This is a genomic window from Cloacibacillus sp. (assembly GCA_036655895.1).
GTDB lineage: Bacteria > Synergistota > Synergistia > Synergistales > Synergistaceae > JAVVPF01.
Genome location: JAVVPF010000015.1, coordinates 29,447 through 53,729 on the forward strand (window position 1 = coordinate 29,447; position 24,283 = coordinate 53,729).

Consider the following 24,283-nt stretch of genomic DNA (forward strand, 5'->3'; position numbering starts at 1 on the left):
TGCCGCAGATTTCGCGGCCGCTTCATTGGCGCCTGTAACGGGGCCAGCCGTAATCCCTTAGCGGCAGACGCTTTAGGGGATTCCGCTCCGGAGCGAGGCCGATACGCCGCCATTCGGTTCCGGCTCTCACCTGCATGCCGGCTCTCTGTAAACCTATCTGCTGCGTTCGTAACTCCATCATTGCGTTTGTTCCGCATATTCAGTAAGCTTGATATTTCATAAATCCAAGCTGTATTTGTTAATAATATTCTCAAAAGCCCGAAGTTGTCAAGCGCGAAATTTTAAAAAATATCGGGCGCAAAACCGGACGAAGAAATCCGCCACGCCCACTTATAACTGAAAGCGCGCCCAAAAATATGACGTTTATCAGTTATAACTGATAAAATAGGTAAAAACGCTTCGTTTGTCAGGTATAACTGTGATAATATTACAGCGGCAACAGAAGGGGGCCGAGCTGCTATGATAAAACGAGAACTATATATGAAACGCATCCGCCCGTTCATGGGACAGGAGATAATCAAAGTGCTGACCGGCATCCGCCGCAGCGGCAAGTCCGTTATGCTTGGGCTGATCCAGCAGGAGCTCATCGCAGCTGGCGCGGCGCCGGAGCAGTTTATATCAATAAATTTTGAGAATATGAGCAACGCGCCTCTTTGTACGGCAGAGGCGCTCCATGACGAAATAGCCGCGCGCGCGGCGAAAGTGCCCGGCAAAGCCTACCTCTTTTTTGACGAGATACAGGCGGTAGACGGCTGGGAGAGGTGCGTCAACTCCTTCCGTGTAGAATTTGACTGTGAGATATACATCACAGGCTCCAACGCTAAACTTCTTTCGGGAGAGCTTGCCACCTATCTTGCGGGAAGGTATGTGGAGTTCGTCGTCTACCCGTTTTCTTTCGCGGAGTTCATTGAGCTTTACAATACAGTCTATCCGGGGACCGCGCAGGGAGAAGCGTTTAAAGCGTATCTGACATCGGGAGGGATGCCGTACCTCAGCAATCTGCGCTATGAAGCCGAGCCGAGCCGTCAGTACCTCCAGGATCTCTATAATTCCGTCTTGCTCAAGGACATCGTCAAACGCAAGAACATCCGCGACGTAGACCTGCTTGAGAGGATCATCGGCTATCTGACCGCGAATGTCGGTACGACCTTTTCCGCGTCGTCCGTTTCAAAATATTTGAAAAGCGAGGGCCGCGCTGTAGCCGTGGAGACGATATTGAACTATATCCGATGCTGCGAGGAGGCGTTTTTGTTCTATCGCGTGCGAAGAGAGGAGCTGCGCGGAAAAAAGCTGCTCAGCAGCAATGAAAAGTATTACATAGCCGACCACGGCATACGCGAGGCGGTCTTTGGCGGAAATATGAAGGACATCAACCTTGTCCTTGAAAATATCGTATTCATGGAACTTATCCGGCGCGGATACAGGGTCACGGTGGGCAAATTGGAAGAGCGCGAGATAGACTTTATCTGTGAAAAACGCGGTCAAAAAATTTACATACAGGTATCCTATCTGCTTGCCTCAGAGGAGACGATAGAGCGCGAATTTGGCGCCTTCGACGGCGTCCGCGACAATTACCCGAAGTACGTCGTCTCACTCGACGAGTTCGAAAGAAGCCGCGACGGCATCCGTCATATAAACCTTCGGGATTTCCTGCTTGCTGAAAAGTGGGATTAAAATCACCGGCTGTTGCATCCCGCAGCCGCGGTTTGTATATTGTGCGGCAATTCTGTATCTTTGCTCTTGGAGGCCGCAATCCTTGACATTATCGGGCGGCGGGGCTATAAATATCAGCAGAAGAAGAGGGAGAGCCCTTTTCGGTTTAGAAAAGACAAGACCAGATTAGCGAAGGCAAGTTGAGTGACTGTGAATATTTCAGGGCTCTGCCGCCGTATTTGTCGCGCAGGGCTCTTTTCTTTAGAGTTTTTTAGAAAAGCTTTTAACATAACCTGTTTGATTTTGGAGGAATATAAATGAGCCGCAGGGTCTGCATGGGAAACGAAGCTATAGCGCTGGGCGCGCTTGCCGCCGGAGTATCGGTGGCGGCGGGCTACCCCGGAACGCCGTCCACAGAGATAATAGAGACGCTCGCCGCCGTGAAGCAGCCGGGCGTGAAAGTCCAGTGGTCCGACAACGAGAAGGTGGCGCTTGAGGTGGCGGCTGGAGCCGCCTACGCCGGCGCGCGTTCGCTCGTCACCATGAAGCAGGTGGGGCTCAACGTAGCCTCCGATCCGCTGATGAGCCTTGCCTACATCGGAGTGAAGGGCGGCATGGTGCTCGCAGTGGCTGACGACCCGGGGCCGTGGTCTTCGCAGACGGAGCAGGACACGCGTGGCTTTGCAAAGCACGCGAACCTTCCGGTCTTCGACCCCTCCTCGCCGGAGGAGGCCTACGAAATGGTGCAGAGCGCCTTCGACCTCTCCGAGGCATTTCTTCTTCCCGTATTCCTGCGCCCGACGACGCGCGTCTGCCACGCAAGCGCGGAGACGGAGGTGGCGGAGAGTTTTTCACCGCGCGCCGCCACGGGCTTTGAAAAACGTCCTGAGTGGTGCATATTCCCGGCGCTCTCCTACAGACGCCACGGCGAGCTTGAAGAAAAACAGCACGAGCTTGCGCGCGCCTTCGACGAGCTTCCCTACAACCGCATCGAGCGCGGCGCGCGTCCCTCTCGCATGGGCGTCGCCGTCTCCGGCATCTCCTATCTATACGCGAAAGAGGTGATAGAGGAGCTTGCCCTCGACGTTGTATTATATAAAATTGGCACTCCGTACCCGCTGCCGGAACGGATGACGCGCGATTTTCTTTCTGCGGTCGATTCAGTTCTCGTCATAGAGGAGCTGGACCCTGTCGTTGAGGAGCAGCTTCTTATTGAGGCGCGCGGCGGCGTCCCTGTCTTTGGTAAACGCTCCGGCCACATGCCGTGGAACGGAGAATATTCTTACGAACTTATAAAAAAGGCGCTGCTTGCCTATCTCGGCCTGCCGGCGGACGAGGAGGCTGCCCCCGCTCTTCCGCAGCTTCCGGTGCGCCCGCCCGTGCTTTGCGCGGGATGCCCGCACCGCGCTTCGTTCTACGCGGCGAAGGTGGCCGCACGCGACGCAAAGAAGGCCGTTTTCTGCGGCGACATCGGCTGCTACACTCTAGGCAACGCGGCGCCCCTTAACATGGTAGACACCTGCCTCTGCATGGGCGCCGGCATCACTCTCGCGCAGGGTATAGCGCTTGCGGAGCCGGAGACAAAGTGCATGGCCTTCGTTGGAGATTCAACCTTTTTCCATACCGGGATACCGGGCGTCATAAACGCGGTCTATCAGGGAACGGACATAACGCTCGTGGTGCTTGACAACCGCACGACGGCGATGACGGGACACCAGCCGCACCCTGGAACGGGACGGCGCGCGCTCGGCGAAGAGGCGGTGGCGCTTGACATAGAGACCATCCTCCGCGCCTGCGGCGTATCGCACGTCGCCTCCGTCGATCCGTTTGACTTCAACGGGACCGTTTCCTCTATGAAGGAGGCGCTTGCCTTTGACGGGCCCTCCGCCGTAATAACGAAGGCCCCCTGTATAGCGCAGATGAAAAAGCCAAAAACCGTGCACTTTGTAGACGATAAATGTATCAAATGCGGCAGATGCGTCCGCGAGATCGGATGTCCCGCAATCACGCCGGACGCGGAGGGACGCGCCGTTATAAGCGCGCCGCTTTGCACCGACTGCGGCCTCTGCGCATACCTCTGCCCCGTAAAGGCGATAAAGAGCGGTGACAACAATGACTAAGAGCATAGTGATAGCGGGCGTGGGCGGACAGGGAACGCTGCTTGCCTCAAAGATACTGGCGACTGCGGCCGGCGCGCGCGGGCTTTTTGTGCGCACCTCTGAGACCATCGGCATGGCGCAGCGCGGCGGCTCCGTGTCGAGCCATCTGCGCATAGACTCGCGCGGGCTTTCCCCTATCATCCCCTCCGCGCACGGCGACATCCTGCTTTCCTTCGAGCTTGCGGAGGCCGTCCGCATGATTCCCAAGATGCGCGCGGAGGCCGCCTGCGTCGTAAACACAGATCAGATGATTCCGACAAACGTGGCTCTCGGCCGCGGCGTCTATCTTGCCGACGAATACATGGCGGCGCTCAAGAGCCGTTTTCCGAAGGCCGTATTCATCGAGGGCGCGGCGCTTGCACTTGAAGCGGGCGACATCCGCACGCTGAACATAGTGCTGCTCGGCGCGGCCTCCGCCGCCGGCCTGCTTCCCTTCGGCGAAGACGAACTGCGCGCGGCGCTTGCGCTCTGCGTGAAGCCGAAACTTCTTGCCATGAACGAAAAAGCCTTTGAACTTGGGCGCGCCGCGGCCGAGCGATGGCGTGACGACTCTGTTAAATAGCGAAAGCGCGCGTTCGGACGGCAAACAGACGAGACAGGTCAGGCAACAAGACAAGAGAGCAAGACAAGAGAGGATTTTTATAGTGAACGAACTTACAATAATGAGCCAGTGCTTTGCGCAGGTACGCCGCGTGGCGAAGGCAAGTCCCATGTATAAAGAAAAATTCGCGGGCCTTCCCGTGGATACGATGATGACGCGCGAGCAGTTTGAAGCTCTTCCCTTCACGACGAAGCAGGACCTCCGCGACGCGTACCCGATGGGGATGCAGTGCGTGCCGAACGATAAAATCGTTCGCGTCCACTCGTCGTCGGGCACGACGGGCGTGCCGGTCATCATGCCCTATTCGGCGCAGGACCTCGAGGACTGGGCCGTCATGATGGAACGCTGTTACCAGCTTGCCGGAGTCACTCCAGAAGACCGCGTGCAGATAACGCCGGGATTCGGCCTGTGGACGGCGGGGCTCGGCTTTCAGGCTGGCGCAGAAAAAATGGGCGCGATGGTCATCCCGACTGGCGCGGGCAACACAGACCGCCAGCTCCAGCTGCTTCGCGACCTTCAGGCGAGCGTGCTCATAGGCACATCGTCCTACGCGCTGGTCATCGCCGAAGAGGTGGACAAGCGCGGCCTCCGCGACGAGATACATCTAAAGCGCGGCATCTTCGGCTCTGAGCGCTGGGGCGACAAGATACGCGACCGCATCTACGAGTCGCTCGGCATAGAGTTCTTCGACATCTACGGCCTCACCGAGATATACGGCCCCGGCATCGCGATAGACTGCCACGAGCACGCGGGGATGCACTATTTCAGCGATTACATCTACTGCGAGATAATAGACCCGGCGACGGGCCGCGTGCTGCCGGACGGAGAGCAGGGCGAGATAGTTATCACCACCTTCCGCAAAGAGGCGGCGCCGCTTATCCGCTACCGCACGCGCGACATCTCGCGCATCATTCCCGGCGAATGTCCCTGCGGCTCGCCGTTCCCGCGCCTCGACCGCATCGTAGGCAGAAGCGACGACATGATAAAGGTCAAGGGCACGAACATCTACCCGGCGCAGGTGGAAGTGATACTGAAAAATATCGAAGGCTTCTCCAGCGAATACCGCATCGTCCTTGAGAACGAAGATCTGCGCGACCGCATGATAGTGCAGGCTGAGGCCCATCCCGGAACGAACGCGGAGGCGCTAGCCGACGAGCTGGTGCGCGAGTGCAAGTCGGGGCTTGGCATACGCGTCATTCCCGAGGTGGTTGAGATAGGCGCCCTCCCAAGAAGCGAAAAAAAGACGCAGCGCGTCATAGACAAACGGGATTAGGCGCGGCGCTAAACTAACGGCAAAGGGACGGCGCGCGCCGTCCCTTTTTATTTCGCTCATACCTTTACTTTTATAAAATATGTAAAGTAATAAATTTTATAAAAATAATTTCACAAAACTCACACATCCTCGTTGTATAATGTAGCCTTGGAATTATTAATAAAATTTGCCAACGGCAAAAGGATGTCTTCAATCGATGAAAATTACTGAAAGTTCTCTGCGGCGTCCGGTAACGGTATTGATACTGACCATCGCGGTCGTCATATTCGGCATCTATTCCTACTCCAACATGGGCGTTGAACGAATGCCGAACGTCGAGTTCCCGATAGTCGTCGTCCGCACGACGATGGAGGGCGCAAGCCCGGCAATCATGGACAACGACGTGACGGACGTGCTTGAGGCGCGCATCAACACCATCGAGGGCATCAAGAACATGACCTCAAGCAGCTACGAGGGACGCTCTGTAATCGTCGTAGAGTTCGAGCTTGACCGCAACGTCGACTTCGCTGCGGCGGACGTCCGGGGCAAGGTGAGCATGGCCGCGGGCAAGCTGCCCGACGACTGCGACGACCCGCAGGTGGACAAGTATGACCCGTCCGACAGGCCGATAATGAACATCGCCGTCAAAAACGACGGCAGAACCGACATGCGCACTCTTTCGCGCTACGTCGACAAGATTGTGACGGAGCGCCTGCAAACGGTAAAGGGCGTGGGCGGCGTGCAGCTTGCGGGCTTTCGCGACAGGGAGATGCGCATCTGGCTCAACCCGCAGTCGCTTGAATCCTACGGCATAACCACAAAAGAGATCAAAAACGCAATATACGACAAGCACGTCGAGCTTCCGGCGGGACGCGTCGAGACTGGCGCAAAGGAGTACGGCATCCGCATAGAGGGCGAATACTCGTCGGCTGCGGAGCTTGCCTACCTTCCCATCACGGTGAGAAACGGCGCCGTCATCCGCCTGCGCGATCTGGCGCGCGTTGAGGACGGCTTTGAGGACCAGCGCAGCAGCTCGCTCTATGAGGGCAAGCCAACCATCATGGTCATGGTGCGCAAGCAGAAGGGCGCAAACGAAGTGCTGCTTTCGCGGCTGGTCCAGCAGCGCATAGCCGAGCTCAATAAAAACGCTCCGGCCGGAACGAGCCTCGTCGTCGTCTCCGACAACGCGAAATTTATACTTAGGTCGATGAACGGCGTCTTCTGGGACATCGTCACCTCCGTCATACTCACCTCGCTTATAATGTTCTTCTTCCTGCGGACTCTGCGCGCGACCTTCATCGCCGTCATCACGATACCGGTCTGTCTTCTGGGCAGCCTCTCCGTGCTCTACTGGATGGGCATTTCGATAAACAACATGTCGATGATGGGGCTGTCGCTTGCGGTAGGAATGGTGGTAGACGCCACCACCGTCGTCATGGAAAATATATCGCGTCACAAAGAATACGGCAAAAGCGCCTTCCGCGCCTCCGAGGACGGCACCGGCGAGGTGGCCTTCGCGGTGCTCGCGGGCGCTGCCACCACTCTTGCCGTCTTTGTGCCGGTCGCCTTCATGGGCGGCATGATGGGGCGCTTCTTCAACGCCTTCGGCGTCACAGTAGCCATGACGATCTCAATATCGCTCATAATATCGCTCACGCTTACGCCCTTTCTCTGCTCGCGGCTTCTGGGCCGCTCAAAGCCGCCTACGCGCGCGCAGATATTGATGGAACGCCCCTTCATCTGGCTTGAAAAAAAATACGCGGGAGCGCTCTTCTTTTCCGTCAGCCACAGAAAACTTATCCTTGCCTCCGCCCTTGGGCTCTTTGCGGTAGGCATCTTCTTCGCCTCGATACTGGGCACCGAGTTCTTCCCAAGCGAGGACCAGGGCCGTCTGCGCGTCGTGGCGGAGCTTCCCGCCGACTCGTCGCTTGAGGTGACGGACGCCGTCACGAAGCAGATGGTGGAGGTCATAAAGCAGGACGAGGCCGTCGCCTACACCTACGGCGTCGTTGGCAGCGGCTCCGGCGAGGAGGTCTACAAATCGAACATAAATATCGAACTTGTTGACGCCTCGCTGCGCCCGAAGGCCGCCGTCGTCATGAAGAGGCTGCGCGAAAAGCTTTCGCGCTTCCGCGACGTAGACCTGCTGATGGGCACGTGGGGCGCGTCTGACATCACGCTCGTCCTTCAGGGGCCGACCAGCGAAGGGCTCGCCATCCTGGGCGACCGGATAAAAAAGGACCTTGACGAGCACGCGCGCGGACTGGTGGACATCACCACCGACCTGCGCATGAACAAGCCCCGCATCAACCTTGCGCTCAACCGCGGCCTTGCGGACGACCTGAACATAAGCATACGTGACCTTTCCGACGAGATGCTGACGTGGTTCGGCGGAGACAACAGCGGCACCTTCAGCGAAGGCGGCTACCGCTACGACATCCGGCTGCGCTCCGAAAGCGGCTCGCGCGACGATCCGACGAAGGTGCTAAAGACGCTAATCACCACAAAAAGCGGAGCCACCATCCCGGCCGAGGGCGTAGTCACAAGCTCCATCGGCATGGCGCCGAACGTCATAAAACGCTACAACCGCCAGCGCTCGCTTGAAATAGGCGCAAACGTCGAGGGCATCGCGCCCGGCGACGGCATAAAGGCGATGGAAGAGGTCTTCAAAAAATACGCGCCGCAGGACGGGACCTACAGCATGGTGCCGTCTGGAGACACGGAGAACATGAAAGAGAGCTTCGGCTACATGTCCATCGCGCTCATCTTTGCGATACTGCTCGTCTACATCGTCATGGCGATACAGTTTGAATCCTTCGTCCACCCGTTCACGGTAATGTTCTCGCTGCCTCTTATGACCGCAGGCTCCTTCGGACTGCTCGCCCTAATGGGGCTGAGGCTTTCCGTCATGAGCTTCATGGGAGTCATACTGCTGGTCGGCGTCGTCGTCAACAACGCGATACTGCTTGTCGACTTCATAAACCAGCTGCGAGCGTCGGGCTGCGACAAGGTAACGGCCGTGCTCAAAGCGGGGCCGCTGCGCCTCCGCGCCATACTGATGACCACAGTCTCCACGATGGTAGGTTCGCTGCCCGTGGCGCTTGCGCTCTCACAGGGCGGCGAGACGCGCCAGCCGATGTCCGTCGCGGTCATCGGAGGCCTTTTCACCTCGACGCTGCTTACTCTGCTCGTCATACCGGTCATCTACCTCATGATGGACGACCTGATGGACAGGGCGCGCGCCAGGTTCAGAAGATACCAGGCGTTCAGACGCTACAAAGAAAAAGAAAGAGGACGGTGCTGATGAAAAACTTTGCAAAAGGCGCGGCGGCCGCGCTGCTCGTCTTGCTGCTCGCATCCGGCGCGCGCGCTGCGGCCCCCATCGACATAAACGAGGCGGTGACGCTCGCGCTCAAAAACAACGCGCAGCTTCGCCAGCTCCGTCAGGAGCTGATAAAGGCGGACGCCTTCAAGCTCGCGGCAGACGGCACGCTGCTGCCCTCCGTATCGGCCTCAGCCGCCGCGGACAAACAGCGCGAGCCGCAGACGACGGACGGCTCGGACAGAAGCGACAACAGAAACGTCAAAGCGATGCTTGAACAGGTCATCTACTCCGGCGGCAAAAACAGCGCCATCCGCGCGCAGGCGCCGCAGGTAAAAAGCATCGCGCGCCTCGCTCTTGCGGACGGCGAAAACCTCACGGCGGGCGAGCTCTACGCGCGCTTCTACGACGTGCTGCTCAAAAAAAAGCAGATAGAGGCCGAGGAGTCCGCGGTCTCAACCTCAGAGATGCACCTAAAGCAGGTGAGGAAGATGGCGGAGCTGGGCCTCGCAAACCGTCTTGACGTCATACGCGCCGGCCAGCAGCTTGCCACCAACACGGCGGCGCTTGCAATGGCGCGAGGCATGTTTGAGACCTCGCAGATATCGCTGATGAACTACATGGCGATAGCGCCCGAAGAGCGCCGCGAAGTGGCGGGCGCTCTGTACACGCCGGCCGTATCGGGCGACCAGAGCCTCTCGCTTGCTGCGGCGCAGCAATACCGCGCCGACCGCATGGGCCTCGAAGAACAGCTCAAATACCAGGCAAACCAGATAAAGATAGAAAAGAGCGGACTTCTGCCCAAGGTGACGGCGGGGCTTTCCTCCGGCTGGGCAAACCCCTATCAGCGCAGCGACCAAAGCGGAGACACGTGGCGCGCGGAGATAACGCTCGCCGTCCCCATCTTTGACAGAAACGTCACGCAGAGCGCCGTCATCACCGCAAAAGCGGTGCGCGAGCAGAACGCCATCGCGCTTTCTCAAAAAAACATAGATATAAAATCCGAGGTGGCCTCCGCGTGGGCGGACATCGAAACGAGCCGCAAGAGCCTGGCCGCCTCCGAAAAGGCGCTTGAACTGGCAAAGGAGACGCTGCGCCTCGCGCAGGCCGGCTTCCGCGAAGGCGTCACGCCGCAGCTCGACCTGCTCGACGCGCAGTCGTCGCTCACGGCGACCCAGCTTGAATACAACCGCGCGCAATACAACTGCCTCATCGCCGCAGTCGCCCTCAGGGTGACGGAGGGCACGGCCGCCGAATGGAATGGAGATAAAAATTAGATGAGCAAAATAAAACTTCCCGACAAAAGCACAGCCATAGTCATTCTCGTATTTATCGCGGTAATCGCGGCGATAGGCCTCTTCAGCCATCGCGACAAGATATTCACCGGCAGGGACAAAAAGGCCGCGGAGAGCTCCGCCATCGTCCAGACGGAACGTGCGGGCGCAGACTCCACCGTCGCCGACAAAATAGTCCAGAACATGTCCGTCGAGGCGCGCCGCCGCGTGCAGCTTCTGCCGCGCGTCACAGGCAGGCTCATGGAGCTTCGCGTAAAACAGGGCAGCATCGTCCGCGCGGGCGACGTCGTGGCGACGCTTGAGCACGACCAGCAGAACGCGCTCGTCTACTCCGCCGCGGCCCAGCTTGCCGCAGCACGCGCGGAGACTGCGAAGGCGAAGGCCGAGATGCTCAACGCAAAGACAAACGTAGACCGCTACCGCCGCCTCTATAAAGAGGGCTTCTCAACGCAGCAGCAGCTTGACGCGATAGAGACGGAGCACACCGGAGCCGTAGCCGCGCTTGAAGCGGCTCGCGCGAAGGAGCGCCAGTACTCCGCGGAGTCCACGCGCGCCGCCTCCACAAAAGAGGACTATATCATCCGCGCGCCGATGGACGGCATCGTGCTCAACGACTACACGCTGACAAAGGGCGCTATGATCTCCCCGTCGTCGCCGGTGCTAGACATAGCCGACCCGCGCAGGCTCAAAGCGACGCTCAAAATACCGGAACTCAAAATATTCGCCGTAAAAATCGGTATGCCGGTGCTGCTTGCCTTTGACGCTCTGCCCGGCGAAAAATTCACAGGCTCCGTTACGCGCATCGACCAATACGTAGACCCAGCCACGCGCACAAGCAGCGTAGAGATAGAGCTCGACAACGACAAGCAGGCGGGCGGACGGCTGCGCCCCGGAATGTTCGGAACGGCCTCCATCGTCGAAAAAGAATATAAAAACGCGATAACGGTGGCAGACGGCGCGCTTCACGCAAGCGAAGAGGGCTACTACGCCTTCATAGTGCGCAACGGCAAAGCGATAATGCGTCAGGTGAAGACCGGCATAAAAGAAAACGGCCGCACGCAGATAACGGACGGCCTGAACGCAGGCGACGAAGTGATAACCTTCGGAGGCGCGAACCTAAAAAGCGGAGAGGCCGTCAGCGTAGAAAACTAAAAACGAACTATGACACGACGTCAAAAGGCCCGGGGTGCATACCGGGCCTTTTGACGTCTTGAACTTTACCTGTATCCTGTTGGGAGGAGGAAGGTGTCTTTTTTATGCCGCCCGCGCCGCCTTGAGCGTTTCCTTGTCGAAGTAGCAGCTCTTAAGAAGTTCGGCCATCTGAGCGGGCGTTATAGCGCGAGGGTTCGAGCCTGTGCAGGCGTCTCCCACGGCAAGCTCCGCGACCTTCGGCAGCTTCTCCATGAATTCCTTTTCACAGATGACGCCGCCCTCGTAATCCTTGATGCGCGAGGGGATGTCAAGCGCCGCGTTCATTGTGTTGATGTGATCCACAAGCGCCTCCACAAGCTCCGCGGTGTTCTTGCCGCAGAGGCCCAGGAACTGTGCTATCTCGGCGTATCTTGCCGCCGCCGCCGGCTCCTCTGCGTTGAAGCGGATCACCTTAGGCAGATACATCGCGTTTGCGCAGCCGTGGACGATGTGCGCGCCGGAGTATGCGGCGCCCGTCTTGTGCGCCATTGAATGCACGATGCCAAGTAGCGCGTTTGAGAAGGCCATACCGGCCAGGCACTGCGCGTTGTGCATCGTGGCGCGCGCCTCCATGTCGCCGTTGTAGGAATCTATCAGGTTCTCGCTGACCAGCTTTATCGCGTGCAGCGCAAGCGGGTCTGTGTAGTCGCTGTGCAGCGTCGAGACGTAGGCTTCGACCGCGTGCGTCATCGCGTCCATGCCCGTGTGCGCCGTCAGCTTCTTAGGCATCGTCTCCGCGAGGTCGGGGTCTACTATCGCCACGTCCGGCGTGATGTTGAAGTCGGCGAGCGGGTATTTGATGCCCTTCTGATAGTCTGTGATGACTGAGAAGGCCGTCACCTCGGTGGCCGTGCCTGACGTTGACGGAATGGCGCAGAACTTTGCCTTCTGGCGCAGCTCGGGGAAGTTGAAGGGAATGCAGAGCGCCTCAAAGGTGGTCTCTGGGTACTCGTAGAAGGCCCACATAGCCTTGGCCGCGTCGATGGGCGAACCGCCGCCTATTGAGATTATCCAGTCCGGCTCAAAGCTTCTCATCTCGGACGCGCCCTTCATGACCGTCTCAACGGAAGGATCCGGCTCTACGCCCTCAAAGAGACGCACCTCAAAACCGGCCTCTTTAAGATAAGCTTCAACTTTATCGAGGAAGCCGAAGCGTTTCATGCTTCCGCCGCCAACCACGACAAAGGCCTTTTTGCCTTTGAGCGTCTTAAGAGCCTCCAGCGAACCCTTTCCATGATAGAGATCGCGCGGTAATGTAAATCTTGCCATGATCAATTCCTCCTGTAAATAAATTTTATATTTTTGTGGTCCATCGTATCTCGTTCACTGATGGCATTATATATCGCTCCCACATTACTGAATAGGCATAAAAACGGCATATCGCTATACATATACCGATATAACATTATCTAATGTGCAGGCGACACAGAGCGCGCCGAACGTGAAAAGGAACTTGAATTAAAGAGAGCGAGAGAATAGAATGAAAGCATAAAATGATCACAACGCTGGCGAAGGGAGCGGTGACGGATGAGGTGTTTTATGTGCAAGGGAAATATGGAAGATAAAGAGACGACCTTCATGACTGAAATAGAGGGTACGATCATCATCGTCAAAAATGTTCCGTCGCAGGTCTGCGTTCAGTGCGGAGAAATCTCCTACTCTGACGCGGTCGCCTCGGAGCTTGAAAAAATCGTTTCCAGCCTCAGAAACGGGATGACGGAAATAACCGTCGTCAATTTCAAAGACGCGGCCTGACCCTTAGCTTGACAAGCCTTCGTCTCTGGCTGACAATTAAACTTACGGATAAAAATAACTTTTTCTGGGGGATCAGTCATGTATAAAATCGTGCTTATCAGACATGGAAAGAGCGCTTGGAACAAGGAGAACAGGTTCACGGGGTGGCAGGACGTGCCGCTTTCGGAGAAGGGGCTTGCCGAAGCCGCGGCTGCCGGCCGCCTGCTTAAAGGCGAGGGCTTCGTCTTTGACAAGGCCTACACCTCGGTGCTGCGCCGTGCGATAAAGACGCTCTGGTGCGTGCTGGAGGAGACGGACCTCATGTGGATACCGACGGTGAAGACGTGGCGTCTCAACGAACGTCATTACGGCGCGCTGCAGGGTCTGAACAAATCGGAGACGGCGGCGAAGTACGGAGACGAGCAGGTGAAGATATGGCGCCGCAGCTACGCGACGAGGCCGCCGCTTCTTGAGGCGGGCGACGAACGCTGGCCGGGCCGTGAGGCGCGCTACGCCGGCCTTACGCCGCAGGAGCTTCCGCTTGGCGAGTGCCTTGAAGACACGGTGGCGCGCGTCGTGCCCTATTGGGAAAAGGTCATAGCGCCGGACGTCCGCGCGGGCGTTCGCCTTATAATAGCGGCGCACGGCAACAGCCTCCGCGCGCTCGTCAAATATCTTGACGGCGTATCCGAGGAGGAGATAGTCGGGCTCAACATACCGACGGGCGTACCGCTCGTCTATGAGCTGGACGACGAATTAAAGCCCATCCGTCATTACTACCTTGGCGACGCCGAGGCGATAAAGGCGGCGCAGGAGGCGGTGGCAAAGCAGGGTTCAGCGAAGAAAGATTAAAGGCGCGGCAAATAATCAAATAAAAATATCGGCCGTCTCATGTCGGATGAGGCGCCCGGTGTTTTTATTTTGTTTTGAGCATTACGCCGCCCATGTCGCGTTCGAGTTTTTTCATCAGGTAGTGCGCGAAGAGCCAAGTGACCAGCGTGCCGCCCACGAATGAGATGGGCTGGAATAGCCATATCCACTGGATGGAGACGAGCCCGGCAAGCAGCCAGATGGCGGAGATGCGGAAGATGAGGCTGCGGCATATCTGCACGATGAGGCCGAAGGCGGAATAGCCGGTGGCCACGAAGAGCGCGTTGTAAAAAATATTGTAGATGACGAGCGGATAGGCCGCTATGGTTATGCGCAGCGACTGCACCGCGATGTCGGCGGTGTGCGCGGTGGGGCGAAAGAGCGCGACCGCGGGCCACGGCCATATCATGAGCGCAAGCCCAAGCGGGATGGTGATGCAGGCGCTTATCTTTACGGCGGCTATGATGCCCGCCTTCATCCGCGATAGGTTCCGGCTGCCGTAGTTATAGGCGAGAAAGGGCACGAGCGCGTCGTTTATGCCCATCATCGAGTTGAACGAGATGTCTTCCACGCGCAGCTCTATCATCCAGCCGGCCACCGCCGCGTTGCCGTAGGTAGCAGAAAGTATCTTGTTGACAGTCCCCATGCCGCAGGCGACGCTTCCTGTGGCGAGCGTCACTGGAAGCCCTATTTTCGTTATGCCCATCCAGTATCTCGCCATCCACAGACGCGGCGGCGCTATGACGGGCAGTTTGAGCGCGCTTGAATCACGCAGTTTTTTCATTATATAGAAAAGTCCCACGACGCGCCCGATGAATGTCGCGAAGGCGGCGCCCGTCATGCCCCAGCCGAAGGTGAAGATGAATATTGGGTCCAGCACTAGGTTCAGCCCGTTTGCTATGATGAAATATTTCAGCGGTATGATGGTGTTGCCCTGACAGCGGAAGAGCGAGTTGCCCATGTAGGTGTAGCTTATGGTGAGCAGCGTGGGCGGTATCCACAAATTATAGAGGTAGGCCTGATGCAGCGTCACGGGGTCGGTAGCGCCCAGCATCCTGAAGAAGGCGTTTGAAGCCGGCTCAAAGATAAAGGGCAGCCACAGCATGCAGAGAAGGTAGGAAAAAATAAGTCCCGACTCCGCAATGCGCTGCGCCTCTTTTTGGTTTCCCTCGCCGAGTTTGCGGCCCACGAGCGCCGTGACGCCGTTGCCGACGCCCTCGTAGACGGCCCAGACGCCTATCTGCACTGGGAAGGTGTACGAGATGGCGACCATGTAGCTTTCGCCGAGCCACGATATGAATACCGTGTCGACTAGATTGAAGAGCGTGTGAAAGAGCACCATCGCTATCGAGGGGACGGCAAGCCGCACCAGCGACGAGAGCACCGGCCCTTTTCCTAGATCCACCGCGCCGCGTTCGCGCGTCTGTTCCTTTATCTTTGTTACTGCCTCTTTTATAAAATTGATCATGACTGCTATGCTCCCGTCCTTTGTGCGAACATCAGTTTAAGCTCTCTGCGGCCACGCATGAAGATGGCCCATGAGATGATAAATGCGAAAATATCGGCTGCCGCAAACGACGCCCACGCGCCGTCCACGCCCCAGATGGCGGAGAGCGCCAAAGCAAGCGGCGGATGCAAAAGAAGCGGCCGCAGCATCGAGAGAAAGAATGCCATCCGCGCGCTGCCCGTGCCCTGATAGTATGTGGAGACCATCACCTGCGCGCCCGCGAAGGGCAGTCCCAGCGCTATGCAGTAGATGCCGGCCGCGCCTGACGAAAGCAGCGCCTCGTCGTTTGAAAAGAGCGCCAGCACCGCGCGCGGGAAGATGAAAAGCAGCACGGCGCAGATGCAGCAGATTACCGTGGCTGCTATGTTGGAGAGCCTCATCGCGCGCAGCACGCGCCGGAAGTTGTTTGCTCCGTAGTTGTAGCCAACGAGCGGCAGCAGCCCGTGCCCCATGCCTATGACCGGCATTATTATGAGCGAAAGTATCCGCTGCACCAGTCCGGAAGAGGCGACCGCGATTGAGCCGCCGGTGCTGGAAAATATTCTGTTCAGCACAGTCCACGAGATTGCGATGCCCACCTGCCGAACAAAGGCCGACGCGCCCACCGTCAGCACCTGCCAAAGCAGCGGCAGAGAGGGCCGGCGCAGGTAGCGTCTGCCTACGGGCACGGCGCTTTTGCCGCTTGCGTAGTAATAGACGAGCCAGACGAGCGCGCAAATCTGCGACAGCACCGTGGCCCACGCCGCGCCCGCCACGCCCCAGTGAAAGACGAAGATAAAGAGCGGGTCGAGCAGGATGTTGAGCACCGACGAGATCATCATGCTGTACATGCAAAGCCGCGTGTTGCCCTCGCCGCGCACGAGGTTGTTGAGCACCATCATCATAAAATAGACGGGCGTGCCGAGGAAGATGACGCCGCCGTAGACGAGCGAATACTCCATCATGTCCGACGCGGCGCCTAGCATTTCAAGCAGCCGCGGCAAAAATATCAAAAGCAGCGCCGTCATAAGAAGCGAACAGGCCGCTCCCGCGACGAAGATAGTTCCCAGCGTGCCGCCGGCGCGTTCTGTGTCGCCCGCGCCGAGCGCGCGCGCAATGACGGAGCCGCCGCCTACGCCGAAGGTCTGCGAGACGGCCATGACGACAAGAGTGGCGGGGAAGGAGATGAAGACGGAGGCTATTCCGAGAGGGCCTACTCCGCGCCCGACGAAAAAGGCGTCCGCCACATTGTATAAAGAGATCATGAACATCCCGGCCATCGCGGGTATTGAAAGCTCTACCAAAAGCCGTCCGATAGGGGCGGTCCCGAGAGCCTTTGTATCGTTTGTTTTCATAAAAAAACTCCTATTCATCTTTCGCAGCGAAAATTGCGGGCGCCTTTAAAAAAATTTGAAAAAGGTGCGGGCGGCGCTCCCTAATTATAGTATAATTTACCTAGACGCGTATCAAGCAATATTCAGCGGTTTTCTCGTTTTCTTATTCGTAAAATGCCTCATATTATTGGATACAGAATGATGTTGACGGGAGGAAACTAAATGTACAAAACTTTTGACGAAATGATAGATAATTGCGGATGCTTGACCGACAGCACCCTTGTCGCGGCTTCCGCCGACAAAGAGACGATAGAGGCCGTCAAGCTCGCCTTTGAGCACGGCCTCGGGCGCGCGGTGCTAGTGGGCGACGAACAGGTGATAGCGCCTGTGGTGGAGGAGCTGGGCATCGGCGACAAAATAGAGGTCGTACACGCGGACGACCCGGCAGACGCGGCGCGAAAGGCCGTGGCGCTGGTGCGCGACGGCACGGGCGACACTCTGATGAAGGGTCTCGTCAACAGCGCGGACTTTCTGCGCGCCGTGCTGGACCACGAAAACGGCCTCCGCGCCGGACATACGTTGAGCCACCTGGCCGTGCTTGAGATACCGGGCGAGAACCATCTCTCCTTCTGCACAGACAGCGGCTTCAACGTCGCGCCCACGCTCGACCAGAAAAAACATATCCTGCGCAACGCTCTGCGCGCCATCCACGCGCTGGGCTACGAGCACGTCAACGTTGCCTGCATCGCGGCAAACGAAAGGGTAGACCCCAAGATACCCGCCTCTGTGGACGCGGCGGCTCTCGTCGAAGCGTGGCGGAACGGCGAGTTTGACGAGCTGCCCTGCACCTGCACCATAGAGGGGCCGATCGCGATAGACGTCGTCGCCTCAAAGGAGGCCGCCGCGCACAAGGGGATAAACAGCGTCATCGCCGGCAAGGTCGACCTGACCCTGGTGCCCGACATCGAAAGCGGCAACATCCACACCAAAACTCTCGTACACTACTGCAAGGCGAAGTTCGCGGGAGTGGTGCTCGGCGCTAAGGTGCCGATAGTGCTCTGCTCGCGCACAGACGACGCGCAGACGAAATTTTACGGGATAGCCCTCTCCTGTCTAGTAGCGGGCGGCAGGTAGGCAATACAAATCAATACGAAGGAAGCGCTTCACAGATGAAAATACTGGCGGTAAACCCCGGCTCCACCTCCACAAAGATAGCGGTCTTCGACGGGGGCCGCGCTCTCTTTGAGAAGAACATCCCTCTTTCGGACGCGGAGCGCGGGCGTTTTGACACGGTGCTCGGCCAGCTCGACGCAAGGTGCGCGGCGATAGAGGAAGCTCTTGCGGCGGCGGCTGCGGCGGAGCTTCGCTTTGACGCGGTGGTGGGGCGGGGCGGCCTGCTTGCGCCCATCCGCTCCGGTACATACGCTGTAAACGACGCGATGAAGGCGGATCTGCTTTCGCACGCGCGCGGAGAGCACGCCTCAAATCTTGGAGCCTTCATCGCCGAAAGATTCGCGCGCATTTCCGGCTGCCCAGCCTACATCGTAGACCCCGTCTCCGTCGATGAGCTTTCACCGGAGGCGCGCCTCTCGGGCGCGCCTGAGATAGAGCGCGACAGCCTCGTTCACGCGCTGAACCAAAAGGCGATGGCACGCAAGGCTGCCGCCGCGCTTGGCAAACGCTACGAAGAATGCCGCTTCGTTGTCGTGCATCTGGGTACCGGCATCACGATGGGCGCGCACAAAGATGGCCTCATAACCGACGTCATCGGCGCGAAGGCCGACGGCCCGTTTTCCGCCGAACGCGCGGGGGAGCTGCCGGCCGACCAGCTTGTTGAGCTATGCTTCAGCGGCCGCTACACGCTTTGCGAGCTGCGCAAAAAGCTGCTTTCTGGCTGGGGCCTTGTCGCCTATCTGGGCACGCGCGACATTCGTGAGGTCTTCAAAATGGCGGAGACGGACGAACGCGCGAGGCTCGTGCTGGACGCCTACGTCTACCAGATAGCAAAGGGCGCGGGCGCGCTTGCCGCGGCGCTTGACGGCGAAATAGACGCAGTTATTCTGACGGGCGGCATGGCGCATTCACGTCCGCTCGTTGAGCGCATAACCAAAAAAATAAAATTCCTGGGCCGCATAATGACGCTGCCCGGAGAAAACGAACTTGAATCGCTCGCAGCCGGCGCAACAAGAGTGCTTGACGGAAGCGAGCGCGCAAGAAACTATCCAGGCGGAGAATATATCTAAAATATAAAAAGTCCACGGTGCCGCGCGCGCAGACAACGCGCGCAGCGTCTCCTCAGACTTTTTTTCGACCGGCGCAAACTATTGCAAATCCTCCAAAATAAAGCCTATCCGCACGGCAAAACAACTTAATACGGCACTATGACTGAAACTACCTATCATTGATGCGGTAATACTGCTGTGATAATTTATATCGCCCGCAAATAAAATATAATCCGTCGAGGCAGAGAGCCGGGGTCGGCAAAAGCCCCCTTCGATGCTTCGGCTGTGGGACGCGCCGTCAGCATTAAAAGTTTTATGAAGTTGATAAGATATAAAAACCGAATGGAGGAGTTTCACAATGTTGATCTCAGAAAAAATCACCAAGGAAGATCTGATCAAAAACAAAACAAGGTTCTACTGGACAGGCGCTCTTATGCTTATCACGGGCTTTATAGCGCTGTGGATGCCGCTTGCGGCCTCGTTTGCCATCGAAATGGTGGTGGGCTGGCTGCTTATCATAGCGGGCGGCTCGCAGGCCTACGGCGCCTATAAAGGATTTAAGGACAAGACCGGAGGCTGGTGGGAAGTTTTCAGCTCCATCTGCTCGTTCGTCGCGGGCTTTCTTTTCATCGCCCGTCCCCTCGCGGGAGTGCTGACGCTCTCCATTTTGCTTTCGGCCTACTTCCTCGTTGACGGCGTTACAAAAATAGTCCAATACTGGAGCATCCGCCACATGGACGGCGCCGTATGGACGCTCGTCTCCGGCATCTTGAGCCTCGTGCTCGCCTGGATGATGTGGCAGAACATGGTAACAGGAATGGCTATGATAGGCGTAGTGCTCGGCGTAGATTTCATATTCAGCGGGATGAGCCTCATCTTCCTCGGCAGGGGATGCGAAGCGGCGGCAAAGGCTGAGAAATAGCGCCAGGCGAAAAAAATAAAGGACGAAGACGATACCTCCCCTCTGTAACGCACGCAGATACCCACACATCAAACAGCCGCCCCCGGTTACGGGGGCGGTTTGTTTTTTGCCGGCGCGCCGCGCGTTAGCCGCACGCAGCCTGTTGCGCTTATTTTTGCGCGGCCGGCGGCTTCAAATTTCGGTATTCCTGCGTTTTTGGGACTAGCGCCGTTCTCTTATTATTTATCACGTACAGATAGGCCTATCCAAAAATGTAAAGAGGCTTTGTAAATATGTATTTTAAAAAAATACAAATATAGTGTATAATGCAAGTCACGTAAAATCAACGAACCAACGAAGGGAAGATGTCTTCTGATGAAAAAGAAATTTATGGTAATAGCGCTCGCCGCGGCGATCACTGCGATATTCGCGGCTTCGGCCTTCGCCCTCTCAAACGGCGCGCAGGTGAAGAACTTCACGCTGAAGGACACGGAGGGACATAGCGTATCGCTTGAGCAGTTCCGCGGCAAGGTGGTCGTGCTGAACTTCTGGGCGACGTGGTGCCCGCCCTGCCGCAACGAGATGCCCGAGTTCAACGAGATGAACAAGGAATTTAAAAAAAGCGGACGTGCCGTGCTGCTTGCGATAAACATGACGGACGGCCAGCGCGACACGCCGGAGAAGGCCGCGAAGTTCATGAAGGACAACAAGTACACGATGACGACGCTGCTTGACACGGAGCAGACGCTTGCCGATTATTTCAGCATCCGCTACATTCCGAGCACCTACGTTATCAACGCGCAGGGAAAACTTGTCGGACAAATTCAGGGCGGCACGACGAAAGCGGCCGTCATGAAGCTGGTAGACGAGGCAAAATAAGATGACCGCGGAACTGCCGCTCCTTTTTCTCGAAGGCTTTCTTGCCTTCATCTCGCCATGTATGCTGCCGATGCTGCCCGTCTATTTGATGTATCTTGCGGCTGAGACGGAAAACGGCAAACGCGCCAGCATCGTCAACACGCTTGGCTTTGTCGCCGGCTTCTCCGTCGTCTTCATGGCGATGGGAGCGACCGCCACCTCCATAGGCGCGCTGCTCAACGACCACCGCGCACTGCTGCAGCAGATAAGCGGCGTCGTGATAATGGTCTTCGGGCTGCATTTTCTCGGCGTCTTCAACATAGGCTTCCTCGACGTCGAAAAGAAGCTCGAGGTAAAAGTGGCCCGCCGCGGCTTCATAGGCTCGCTGCTCTTCGGGGGCGCCTTCTCGCTCGGCTGGACGCCGTGCCTCGGGCCGTTTCTCGGCTCGGCGCTCATGATGGCCGGCAACGGAAAGACTGTCGCGGAGGGGATATTTTATCTCTTCGTATTTTCGATGGGCCTTGGCATCCCGTATATATTGGCCGCGGTCTTTTTCACGCGGATAAAGGGAATATTCCAGTGGCTGAAGCGCCACGGCAAGACGATAAAACGCGTGTCCGGCGTCATTCTGCTTGCCGCGGGAGCTGCTATAGCGACCAACACCTTCGGCTACTGGGCCTCGCTTTTTGGGTAACGGCGCGCGCAAGCGCTAGGGGCAACTAAAACAGTCACACCGCCTGACGCAAATGGACCGCAGGCGGTGTGACCTTTTTATTTCGTGTTGAAAGCGCAAATAAAATTTCTGCGCGCATATATTATCCTGTATATCGTTACTCGGTGTTTTTCTTCGTCAACGCTGTAGAAAAGAAAATAATTCTGCACTTTGACTCGTCGGTGCATAGAGCTCATACATTGCTGTCGTTTATGGCATCCTCCATCGCCATAAACGCCTCGTCTATGGAATATCGTTTGTCTGTGAGAGCCTCTTCCTTTTCCGCCTCTAGAAGTTTAAAGTATACTTCGCTTTCAAACTGGAGGTTTTCAAAGGACTCCACGCTGAGAACGACCATGTCGCCGTAACCGTTTTTTGTAAGAAATACGGGCTGTGAGGTCTCATGGACAGTGCGTGAGATGTCGGCAAAATTATTTCTCAGGTCCGATACAGGTCTAATATGATTCATCACGGTCACCCCCGATAATATCTTAGCATAATTACGCGCGGTATGCTCTGTGGGTTTTGCGTGGACTCAGTCGCCGTTTTTTTGCTTTTTCGGCTGTATTATCCCTTCAAGCTCCGTGATGAGCATACCGGCTATGATGAGCACGCCGCCAAGCGCGCCCTGAAGATGGAACGGGTCTTGGCCGCTTGCTACGGCCAGGATGTAGCCGAAAAGCCCTTCGAGCGAAAATATGACCGCGACGTGCGAGGCGTTTGTGACGCGCTGCGCCTTGAACTGGAGGATGAAGCAAAGCACCGTGTTGAGCAGCGCTACGCAAAGCAGCGAGCCCCATATCTTCATGCTGAACTGCGCCGGGTCGGGTATAGGTTCAAATATCAGAGCTATCACGGTCAGTATGACGGCGAGCAGGATGATGTGCAACGCTACGAGGCGTATCGGCTCCACGCGCCGCGAGCAGTACTCCGCGCCAAGCACCTGTATCGCGTAGAATATCGCCATGATGAACGAAAGAAAGTCTCCGAAATTAAATTCCATGCCGGGCGTGAAGCCCATTATCAAAAGCCCAGCCGTGGTAACGGAGGCGCCTACGAATATCCAGCCCGAGGGGCGCACTTTGTAGAGCCCCCAGACCATGAGCGGCACCATTATGACGTTGAGGCCGCCTATGAAGGACTGTTTGCTGGCGGTGCTGTAGGTGAGGCCGAAGGTGAGCGATATGAAGACGCCGGTCAGTATGAGCGTCTGGATGAGCGATATCTTCCAGTCGCGCGCGGTCGCCGTAAGTATCTTTTTGGGAAACAGGATCATCAAAAAGACGGAGGCAAAAAGCATTCGCAGCGCCACGGCCCACAGCGGCGTGATGCCGCGCGCAAGCACCGCAGAAAGCGGTATCCCCGCGCCCCAGATAAAAGCCACCAGTACCAGTGTTATGTCCGCAATAAGAACTTTGCGGTAATTCGCCTCCGTCATTATAACGCCCCCTCGCGCTTCAGCGCGCCTAGAATTTCGTCGTTTACTTTATCTATTTTTTTCATATAGTACCAGGCCGCGCCGGCGGAGCAGACGCCGCATATAAACAGCGCCCAGGCCGTCCCCACGATGTCGCCAAGTTTGCCGGACATGAGGCTGCCGAAGGGCGGTATGCCCACAATGGCAAGGGTGTAGAGCGCCATGATGCGGCTGCGCGAGGCATCCGAGCTCATCGTCTGAAGCAGCGTGTTGCAGGCTATTGTGGAAACGACCATGCAGAAGCCGACGGGCGCGGCAAGCGCAATGGCAAGCGGTATGCTGCGCGAGAGCGAAAAGAGCGTAACCGAGAGGCCGAAGCCAAGACAGGTGCGCGTGCACCACCACGAATAGGTGGCAGTAGTCTTTCGCGAGGCCATGAGAAGCGAGCCCGCAAGCGCGCCCACCGCAACTCCCATCAGCAGAAGCCCGAGCGTCTCTGAGTTGCCGTCAAGCACGCTCTTTGCCATTGCCGGCATGAGGATGATAGCGGGGAAGCAGAAAAATCCGGTGATCGTAAGAAGCGTCAGGAAATATCTGTAGGGCGCGAAGTCGCGCGCCGTCTTTATGCCCTCCCACGTATCGCGGATGGGGTGGCTCTTGCCGCCGGTGCGTCCGATGGGCGGTTTTTTGAGCCGCATGCGTTTCAGCGCCCAGAGCGTGCTTGAATAGCAGAAGGCGTTGGAGAAGAAGCAGAAGCTTTCGCCGAACGCGTGGATGACGAAGCCGCCAAGCGTGGGGCCTATCATGCGCGCCGTGTTGAAGAGCGTCGAGTTCAGCGCCACGGCGTTTGCCACGTCGTCTTTGCTGTCGACCATGTAGTTGACGAGGGAGTAGCGCGTCGGCAGCTCAAAGGCGTCTATCGTGCCGCGTGCGATGACGAGGCAGAGTATTATCGGGAAGGTTATAAGCTCCGTAAAGGTGAAAAAGGCAAGAGTCAGCGCTATCGCCATACATCCGGCCTGCATATAGAAAAGCGCCTTTCGCAGGTCGAGCCGTTCGATGATGGCGCCCGCAAGCGGCGTCAAAAGGCATATCGGAAGCGAGGCGGTGAAGTCCATCAGCCCGAGCGCGGCGTTTGAGCCGGTCAGCTCAAAGACGAGCCAGCCGATGGCGATGCGGTGCATCCAAAGCCCCGTCATCGAGATCGTCTGCGCCGTGAAAAAGAGCCTGTAGTTGCGGCTGTTGAGCGCCCGCAGCGCTTCAGGAAAACGCAACG

Annotated in this window: 20 protein-coding genes and 1 other annotated feature (1 of these 21 only partly in view); of the genes, 14 read left to right on the forward strand and 6 right to left on the reverse strand. The window is 57.4% G+C overall.

Annotated elements, in window-relative coordinates; genetic code table 11:
• Window positions 1-190, reverse strand: a binding site (T-box leader) (it extends 40 nt beyond the left edge of the window).
• Between the two features lie 269 nt (window positions 191-459).
• The 7 genes from RRY12_06330 (at window position 460) to RRY12_06360 (ending at window position 11,434) form a co-directional block, all read left to right on the forward strand.
• Window positions 460-1,674 carry an ATP-binding protein gene (locus RRY12_06330; protein MEG2184276.1) on the forward strand — a complete coding sequence of 405 codons (1,215 nt, stop codon included), beginning with the start codon at window positions 460-462 and terminating at the stop codon, window positions 1,672-1,674.
• A 296-nt stretch (window positions 1,675-1,970) separates the two neighbouring features.
• On the forward strand, window positions 1,971-3,773 hold the full coding sequence (iorA, locus tag RRY12_06335) for an indolepyruvate ferredoxin oxidoreductase subunit alpha (GenBank protein MEG2184277.1): 1,803 nt from the start codon (window positions 1,971-1,973) through the stop codon (window positions 3,771-3,773).
• Window positions 3,766-4,374 carry an indolepyruvate oxidoreductase subunit beta gene (locus RRY12_06340; protein MEG2184278.1) on the forward strand — a complete coding sequence of 203 codons (609 nt, stop codon included), beginning with the start codon at window positions 3,766-3,768 and terminating at the stop codon, window positions 4,372-4,374. The genes iorA and RRY12_06340 overlap by 8 nt, the downstream gene beginning before the upstream one ends.
• 82 nt (window positions 4,375-4,456) lie before the next feature.
• A complete protein-coding gene (locus tag RRY12_06345; GenBank protein ID MEG2184279.1) occupies window positions 4,457-5,686 on the forward strand; it encodes a phenylacetate--CoA ligase in 1,230 nt (409 codons plus the stop codon).
• A gap of 196 nt (window positions 5,687-5,882) precedes the next feature.
• Window positions 5,883-8,969, forward strand: a complete 3,087-nt coding sequence (locus RRY12_06350) for an efflux RND transporter permease subunit (GenBank protein MEG2184280.1) — start codon at window positions 5,883-5,885, stop codon at window positions 8,967-8,969.
• A complete protein-coding gene (locus RRY12_06355; protein MEG2184281.1) occupies window positions 8,969-10,264 on the forward strand; it encodes a TolC family protein in 1,296 nt (431 codons plus the stop codon). Before RRY12_06350 ends, RRY12_06355 begins: the two co-directional genes overlap by 1 nt.
• The gene (locus tag RRY12_06360) at window positions 10,265-11,434 is read left to right on the forward strand and encodes an efflux RND transporter periplasmic adaptor subunit (protein ID MEG2184282.1); all 1,170 of its coding nucleotides are present in this window, start codon (window positions 10,265-10,267) and stop codon (window positions 11,432-11,434) included.
• Between the two features lie 102 nt (window positions 11,435-11,536).
• Here the strand turns inward: RRY12_06360 and RRY12_06365 are convergent, their stop codons facing one another.
• The gene (locus RRY12_06365; GenBank protein MEG2184283.1) at window positions 11,537-12,742 is read right to left on the reverse strand and encodes an iron-containing alcohol dehydrogenase; all 1,206 of its coding nucleotides are present in this window, start codon (window positions 12,740-12,742) and stop codon (window positions 11,537-11,539) included.
• A gap of 270 nt (window positions 12,743-13,012) precedes the next feature.
• Between RRY12_06365 and RRY12_06370 the strand changes: the two genes are divergently transcribed.
• Both RRY12_06370 and gpmA read left to right on the forward strand, forming a co-directional pair.
• Entirely contained in the window at window positions 13,013-13,228 is a 216-nt protein-coding gene (locus tag RRY12_06370) for a type II toxin-antitoxin system MqsA family antitoxin (GenBank protein ID MEG2184284.1), read from the forward strand.
• Between the two features lie 78 nt (window positions 13,229-13,306).
• Entirely contained in the window at window positions 13,307-14,059 is a 753-nt protein-coding gene (gene gpmA / locus RRY12_06375; GenBank protein MEG2184285.1) for a 2,3-diphosphoglycerate-dependent phosphoglycerate mutase, read from the forward strand.
• A gap of 64 nt (window positions 14,060-14,123) precedes the next feature.
• Here gpmA and RRY12_06380 read toward each other — a convergent pair whose 3' ends face one another.
• Together RRY12_06380 and RRY12_06385 are read right to left on the reverse strand one after the other, a co-directional pair.
• On the reverse strand, window positions 14,124-15,545 hold the full coding sequence (locus RRY12_06380) for an MATE family efflux transporter (protein ID MEG2184286.1): 1,422 nt from the start codon (window positions 15,543-15,545) through the stop codon (window positions 14,124-14,126).
• Between the two features lie 5 nt (window positions 15,546-15,550).
• A complete protein-coding gene (locus RRY12_06385) occupies window positions 15,551-16,918 on the reverse strand; it encodes an MATE family efflux transporter (protein ID MEG2184287.1) in 1,368 nt (455 codons plus the stop codon).
• Window positions 16,919-17,119: 201 nt separating this feature from the next.
• Between RRY12_06385 and RRY12_06390 the strand changes: the two genes are divergently transcribed.
• The 5 genes from RRY12_06390 (at window position 17,120) to RRY12_06410 (ending at window position 21,572) form a co-directional block, all read left to right on the forward strand.
• Window positions 17,120-18,031: a phosphate acyltransferase gene (locus tag RRY12_06390; GenBank protein MEG2184288.1), complete on the forward strand. Its 912-nt coding sequence runs from the start codon at window positions 17,120-17,122 to the stop codon at window positions 18,029-18,031.
• Window positions 18,032-18,066: 35 nt separating this feature from the next.
• Complete coding sequence (gene buk / locus RRY12_06395) at window positions 18,067-19,140, forward strand: butyrate kinase (GenBank protein ID MEG2184289.1); 1,074 nt, start codon at window positions 18,067-18,069, stop codon at window positions 19,138-19,140.
• Window positions 19,141-19,477: 337 nt separating this feature from the next.
• Window positions 19,478-20,041: a DUF308 domain-containing protein gene (locus tag RRY12_06400; protein MEG2184290.1), complete on the forward strand. Its 564-nt coding sequence runs from the start codon at window positions 19,478-19,480 to the stop codon at window positions 20,039-20,041.
• Window positions 20,042-20,395: 354 nt separating this feature from the next.
• Entirely contained in the window at window positions 20,396-20,899 is a 504-nt protein-coding gene (locus RRY12_06405) for a TlpA disulfide reductase family protein (protein MEG2184291.1), read from the forward strand.
• A gap of 1 nt (window position 20,900) precedes the next feature.
• Window positions 20,901-21,572: a cytochrome c biogenesis CcdA family protein gene (locus RRY12_06410; protein ID MEG2184292.1), complete on the forward strand. Its 672-nt coding sequence runs from the start codon at window positions 20,901-20,903 to the stop codon at window positions 21,570-21,572.
• Window positions 21,573-21,783: 211 nt separating this feature from the next.
• On the opposite strand, the gene RRY12_06415 is transcribed toward RRY12_06410, so the two are convergent.
• The 3 genes from RRY12_06415 to RRY12_06425 form a co-directional block, all read right to left on the reverse strand.
• Window positions 21,784-22,059: a type II toxin-antitoxin system Phd/YefM family antitoxin gene (locus tag RRY12_06415; GenBank protein MEG2184293.1), complete on the reverse strand. Its 276-nt coding sequence runs from the start codon at window positions 22,057-22,059 to the stop codon at window positions 21,784-21,786.
• A 66-nt stretch (window positions 22,060-22,125) separates the two neighbouring features.
• The gene (locus RRY12_06420; protein ID MEG2184294.1) at window positions 22,126-23,028 is read right to left on the reverse strand and encodes a DMT family transporter; all 903 of its coding nucleotides are present in this window, start codon (window positions 23,026-23,028) and stop codon (window positions 22,126-22,128) included.
• Window positions 23,028-24,281: an MFS transporter gene (locus RRY12_06425; GenBank protein ID MEG2184295.1), complete on the reverse strand. Its 1,254-nt coding sequence runs from the start codon at window positions 24,279-24,281 to the stop codon at window positions 23,028-23,030. Before RRY12_06425 ends, RRY12_06420 begins: the two co-directional genes overlap by 1 nt.
• Window positions 24,282-24,283 lie beyond the last annotated feature (2 nt).

What these genes read in the sequence shown, in the direction of transcription:
- RRY12_06330 (MEG2184276.1), top strand. Translation starts at nt 460, where the DNA reads ATGATAAAACGAGAACTATATATGAAACGCATCCGCCCGTTCATGGGA.
- iorA (MEG2184277.1), top strand. Translation starts at nt 1,971, where the DNA reads ATGAGCCGCAGGGTCTGCATGGGAAACGAAGCTATAGCGCTGGGCGCG.
- RRY12_06340 (MEG2184278.1), top strand. Translation starts at nt 3,766, where the DNA reads ATGACTAAGAGCATAGTGATAGCGGGCGTGGGCGGACAGGGAACGCTG.
- RRY12_06350 (MEG2184280.1), top strand. Translation starts at nt 5,883, where the DNA reads ATGAAAATTACTGAAAGTTCTCTGCGGCGTCCGGTAACGGTATTGATA.
- RRY12_06355 (MEG2184281.1), top strand. Translation starts at nt 8,969, where the DNA reads ATGAAAAACTTTGCAAAAGGCGCGGCGGCCGCGCTGCTCGTCTTGCTG.
- RRY12_06360 (MEG2184282.1), top strand. Translation starts at nt 10,265, where the DNA reads ATGAGCAAAATAAAACTTCCCGACAAAAGCACAGCCATAGTCATTCTC.
- RRY12_06365 (MEG2184283.1), bottom strand. Translation starts at nt 12,742, where the DNA reads ATGGCAAGATTTACATTACCGCGCGATCTCTATCATGGAAAGGGTTCG.
- RRY12_06370 (MEG2184284.1), top strand. Translation starts at nt 13,013, where the DNA reads ATGTGCAAGGGAAATATGGAAGATAAAGAGACGACCTTCATGACTGAA.
- gpmA (MEG2184285.1), top strand. Translation starts at nt 13,307, where the DNA reads ATGTATAAAATCGTGCTTATCAGACATGGAAAGAGCGCTTGGAACAAG.
- RRY12_06380 (MEG2184286.1), bottom strand. Translation starts at nt 15,545, where the DNA reads ATGATCAATTTTATAAAAGAGGCAGTAACAAAGATAAAGGAACAGACG.
- RRY12_06385 (MEG2184287.1), bottom strand. Translation starts at nt 16,918, where the DNA reads ATGAAAACAAACGATACAAAGGCTCTCGGGACCGCCCCTATCGGACGG.
- RRY12_06390 (MEG2184288.1), top strand. Translation starts at nt 17,120, where the DNA reads ATGTACAAAACTTTTGACGAAATGATAGATAATTGCGGATGCTTGACC.
- buk (MEG2184289.1), top strand. Translation starts at nt 18,067, where the DNA reads ATGAAAATACTGGCGGTAAACCCCGGCTCCACCTCCACAAAGATAGCG.
- RRY12_06400 (MEG2184290.1), top strand. Translation starts at nt 19,478, where the DNA reads ATGTTGATCTCAGAAAAAATCACCAAGGAAGATCTGATCAAAAACAAA.
- RRY12_06405 (MEG2184291.1), top strand. Translation starts at nt 20,396, where the DNA reads ATGAAAAAGAAATTTATGGTAATAGCGCTCGCCGCGGCGATCACTGCG.
- RRY12_06410 (MEG2184292.1), top strand. Translation starts at nt 20,901, where the DNA reads ATGACCGCGGAACTGCCGCTCCTTTTTCTCGAAGGCTTTCTTGCCTTC.
- RRY12_06415 (MEG2184293.1), bottom strand. Translation starts at nt 22,059, where the DNA reads ATGAATCATATTAGACCTGTATCGGACCTGAGAAATAATTTTGCCGAC.
- RRY12_06420 (MEG2184294.1), bottom strand. Translation starts at nt 23,028, where the DNA reads ATGACGGAGGCGAATTACCGCAAAGTTCTTATTGCGGACATAACACTG.